General features: G+C 62.4%; 5 protein-coding genes. 1 reads left to right on the top strand and 4 read right to left on the bottom strand.

What is annotated here, in order from left to right; translation table 11 throughout:
* Positions 1 to 350 (top strand): DUF427 domain-containing protein (locus AX735_RS13960; RefSeq protein WP_156447510.1); only part of this gene is annotated, 350 nt, incomplete at its 5' end.
* 232 nt (positions 351 to 582) lie between these two features.
* Here AX735_RS13960 and AX735_RS13955 read toward each other — a convergent pair.
* The 4 genes from AX735_RS13955 to AX735_RS13940 form a co-directional block, all read right to left on the bottom strand.
* Complete coding sequence (locus AX735_RS13955; protein ID WP_066281408.1) at positions 583 to 1,047, bottom strand: nuclear transport factor 2 family protein; 465 nt, start codon at positions 1,045 to 1,047, stop codon at positions 583 to 585.
* Positions 1,048 to 1,074: 27 nt separating this feature from the next.
* Positions 1,075 to 1,350 (bottom strand): hypothetical protein, encoded by a 276-nt coding sequence (locus AX735_RS13950; RefSeq protein WP_137775284.1) that lies wholly within the window; start codon positions 1,348 to 1,350, stop codon positions 1,075 to 1,077.
* A complete protein-coding gene (locus AX735_RS13945; RefSeq protein WP_066281411.1) occupies positions 1,347 to 3,401 on the bottom strand; it encodes an FAD-binding oxidoreductase in 2,055 nt (684 codons plus the stop codon). The genes AX735_RS13950 and AX735_RS13945 overlap by 4 nt, the downstream gene beginning before the upstream one ends.
* A gap of 64 nt (positions 3,402 to 3,465) precedes the next feature.
* Positions 3,466 to 4,086, bottom strand: coding sequence for a glutathione S-transferase family protein (locus AX735_RS13940; protein WP_066281401.1), 621 nt, complete (start codon positions 4,084 to 4,086; stop codon positions 3,466 to 3,468).
* Between the last annotated feature and the right edge of the window lie 168 nt (positions 4,087 to 4,254).

The raw sequence follows: 4,254 nt of genomic DNA, 5'->3' as shown, positions 1-4,254 counted from the left end.
CCTTTGAGACGAGCCATCCGCCGAGCTACTACATCCCGCCCGCCGACATTGCGCCTGCGGTGTTGAGGCGTGCGCCCGGCAGCTCGTCCTGCGAGTGGAAGGGGGCCGCCAGCTATTGGGATGTCATGATCGGCGACCATGTGCTGCCTCGCGTCGGCTGGAGCTATCTAAGTCCCAGCGCAAGCTTCGTGATGCTGCGCGACCACGTTGCCTTCTATGCCGGGCCGTTCGACCGCTGCACGGTCGATGGCGAAACCGTCATCCCGCAGCCGGGAGCGTTCTATGGCGGCTGGATCACGTCAAACTATGCCGATCCGTTTAAGGGCGGGCCCGGGACAACGGCCTGTTAGCAGGTGCGGCTCGGCATAGTCGGCTTTAGCAACAAGCGCTTGGAATGCCCCAAGCGGTACTTCCCTGCTATCGCGCCGCACCTAATTTGCCGCGCGCCTTTGGCGATGACGGGCAGAAGGGTTAGCGAGCCAGCAAATCAACTCAACGGAATTCTGGCACACTCGCTTTTGATTGCCCGTGATCAAACTGGTGCTGTCGCCAGGCACAGTTACGATCCTGCCCCACGGGGCCTTAGAGTCCCAGGTCGCTGAGGCCCGGGTGGTTATCGGGGCGGCGACCCAGCGGCCATCGAAACTTGCGTTCACCCTCGTCGATCGGATGTTCATTGATGCTGGCAAAGCGGCGCGCCATGAGACCGTCTTCGTCGAACTCCCAGTTCTCATTGCCATAGGCACGGAACCACTGGCCGCTATCGTCATGATATTCATAGGCATAGCGCACTGCGATGCGGTTGCCGCCGAATGCCCAGAGTTCCTTTATCAGCCGATAGTCGAGCTCGCGATTCCATTTCCGCGTCAGGAATGCCTCGATCTCGGCATGGCCTCGCGGAAACTCTGCCCGGTTCCGCCACTGGCTATCGGGCGTATAGGCCTGGGTGACCCGTACAGGATCACGGCTGTTCCAGCCATCTTCGGCCAAACGCACCTTTTCGCGCGCAGTTGCTTCGGTGAACGGGGGAAGTGGTGGTCTTGACATGGCAAAAGGTCCTTTTCGATCAGAGTATTACAGGAAGACGGTGAGGCGAGGCACAAGGGTCACGGATGGCGCATTGCAGCGGCTTGCGCATTGCGCTGCCTTGGCGAACTGGCCGAAGCCGCTTTCGGAAATGAAAGGCGCACCGGGGAGCAGCAAAAGCAGTAAGAGGCAGAACATCATTCGCAAAAGCCAGCTTCGCATCGACCATGACGGCATTGAGCTATCTTCCAGTTGCGGGTCGATCAGCAGCATTGCCTCTGCCGAAAGGCCAAGATGCAGGCTGGTCTGCAGGTCCTGAGTCACAGTTCGATCTCCAGCGTTTCGCTGCCCGCAGCCGGGACCGCTGAGCAGATTAGAATTTCATCCGGGCCCACCGGCGCGGTGGGCGTGACGGGATAGGCAACTCGGCCCTTGAGCAGCCGCACCGCGCATGAACCGCACGATCCGGCGCGACAGCTGTGCTCGGGCTTCAGACCTCGCGATTCCGCCAGTTCAAGCAGCGATCCACCCTCCGGGTGCCAACGCGCCTCCTTGCCCGATGCAGTGAATACAACGCTGACGCTGCTTTCCGCTGCCTGCGGCTGCGGCGCAGCCTCGGCAGATGGGTCCGATCGGCGAGCCAGTGCCGAAGGGCCGAATGCTTCGGCATGGATGCGCTGATCAGCGACGTTGAGATCGCGCAGCCCGTCATACAGGTCCTGCATGAACCCGCCGGGGCCGCACAGATAGAAGTCGTAATCGCCAAAGGGCAGGATCTGCCGGAAGCTATCGGCGGTTAGCCGTCCAACGCCCTGATGGTCGCGGCCGGTCCGCTCGTCAGGGCCGGGCTGGCTAACGATGCGGATGACCCTAACCGCCCCCTGCGCCGCCTCGGCCAGGGCGTCGATCTCAGCATCGAAGGCGCGCTCGGCCTTGTTGCGCGCGGTCTGGATCATCCAGGTCTGGCGGATTGTGCGGGTGCGAATCCCTTCGAAAACGATATGGCGCAGCATTGCGAGCATTGGCGTGATGCCGACGCCGGCAGCGACCAGCACCGCAGGCCGGCGTTCCGCCGCATCGATCGTGAATGTGCCCGTCGGCCCCTTGGCTTCTAAGGTCGCGCCTGTTGCGACCCGGTCGTGCAGAAACTGCGAAACCCTGCCATCGCGCTTGACGCTGATACGGTAGCCGCCATCGGACGGCGCGCAGGACAGGGTATAGGTGCGCAAGCTCGGCTCGGTATCGCCAGGCAATGTGACACGGATCGGCAGGTGCTGGCCAGCCTTGTGCGCTATCAACCCCTTTCCATCCTGCGGCTGCAGATGGAAGGAACGGATGGTCGCGCTCTCGTCTATCGCATCGGTCACGATGAACGGACGCCAGCTTTTGGTTAGTGCTTCGGCTTCGATCCGCTGCGCGGCGGCTTGCCAGTCGCCGGTCATCAGTGAATTGGGCGACCAGCCCTTTTCGCGCATCGCCCAGCGCAGCGCCAGCGCCCCACGCCGCAGCACGATCCGTCTCGGGCGAAAGGTCCACAGCCGCTCGGCGCCCTGGAACGCGGCAATCTCCGGCGAATCCAGAACGACCTCGGTACTTCCGGTCATCTGCAGTACATCGCCAGTGGCAAAATCGGCGAAGATCAGCCCGGCGCGCGGATTGACCAGAAAGTTGCCCAGCGTGTTGAAATGCAGATTGCCGGCAAAGTCGGGAATGGTGAGCGTGCCGTCTGCATTGATGCGCACAAATCCCGCCTTGCCGCCGCGGTGCGAGACATCGACCTGACGGTCGCTACCGGTATCGACATAGGACGCGACGAAGAAGGTGTCGGCCGCCGCAACCATCTCTCCGGGGCGTCCGTGCAAGGTCTCGATCTCCTCGGGCGGAGCGAGGGATGGCTGCGCCGGATTTCGGACAAAGCGGAAATCGCGCAGCTGAATATATTGCGGACAATTGCCGAAGCTGTGGCTGACCTGAACATGGTGGCTCCTGGCATCGCTGCGGCGCAGTGTTCCGTTCATCCGGTTGCGGCGACGAGTATGCAGCTCGATGCCGAGCAGCCCCACAGCAGCGCCGTCATCAAGCCCGGAATCGGCGGGATCGAGCGGATCGCGCTCGAAGGCAAACTCCAGCGTGCGGGGATCCGGCGACGACAGGAATCCCGGATTGCCGATGGCGAAGGTCGCCCAGGCATCGCCCTGAGGATCGACCGCACCCATCACGATAAAGGGCAGCTGCTCGTAAAAGTCGCGATGCTGGTCCGGCATGAAGTCACGCACGACCTTGCTGCCCACAACCGCCATTCGCTCGGCGACGCCGACCGTTTGCTGCATCGCGACTTCGCCTGCATGCCATGGTGCGCTGGTCGGGGTAGTCATCACAACGAACTCCTTCAGACAGGGTGGCAGGCTGGCAGGCATGCTGCCAGCCTGCAGGGGGAGATCAGGCCGCGATGCGCAGGCCAGCAACTGTGCGCTGGAACGGAACGAAGCCTTCAAGGCCCTCGACCCGGCGCAGCCAGGCGAGGATTTGCGGGTACGGCGCATGGTCGACATTGCCCTCGGGGGCGTTGGCAATGTAGCTGTACAGCGCGACATCGGCGACCGTCGGCTGCGTGCCGCCGATGATCCAGTTGCGACCGGCCAGTTCGGCATCGATCTGCGACAGGACGGCATGCGCGCGCGCGATGACCTCGTCGGCATCGAACCTGGCGCCGAACACGGTGATCAGCCGCGCGGCTGCCGGGCCGAAGGCTATCGGCCCGGCCGCAATGGACAGCCAGCGCTGAACGGCGGCGGCGCCTTCAGCTGTTTCGGGCAACCAGTCGGTGCGGCCATATTTGCGCGCGGCATAGATCAGGATCGCGTTGGAATCGGCGATCACAGTGTCGCGATCGACCAGCACCGGCACTTGGCCGAATCGGTTGAGCTTGAGGAATTCCGGGGTCTTGTGTTCGCCTGCTGCAAGGTCGACAACAATTTCCTCGACCTCGGCACCGATCAGCGAAAGGAACAGGCTGGCCCGGTGGGCATGGCCAGAGAGCGGGTGGGTATAGAGTTTCATGACGGGATCCTTGGGTTTGAAGGGCCGGTCGAACCGGATGACCAGAAGCTACGCCTTTGGGTCCTCTGAAAGAATAGCCGTCGAAAGAAAGGTTCTATTCCGTTCAGTGAAATAATGTTAGGTCAGCCCAATGGATCGATTGCATGCCATGCAGGTTTTTGTGGCGGT

Origin of the sequence: Blastomonas sp. CCH1-A6 (assembly GCF_001556365.1) — a bacterium.
GTDB classification, from domain to species: Bacteria; Pseudomonadota; Alphaproteobacteria; order Sphingomonadales; family Sphingomonadaceae; genus Blastomonas; species Blastomonas ursincola.
Note: the sequence above shows the minus strand (reverse complement) of the source record. Positions and strands in the feature narration are given on the sequence as shown.

Excerpts from the sequence above, each read along its gene's own strand:
- AX735_RS13955 (WP_066281408.1), bottom strand. The coding sequence starts at position 1,047 with ATGTCAAGACCACCACTTCCCCCGTTCACCGAAGCAACTGCGCGCGAA.
- AX735_RS13940 (WP_066281401.1), bottom strand. The coding sequence starts at position 4,086 with ATGAAACTCTATACCCACCCGCTCTCTGGCCATGCCCACCGGGCCAGC.
- AX735_RS13945 (WP_066281411.1), bottom strand. The coding sequence starts at position 3,401 with ATGACTACCCCGACCAGCGCACCATGGCATGCAGGCGAAGTCGCGATG.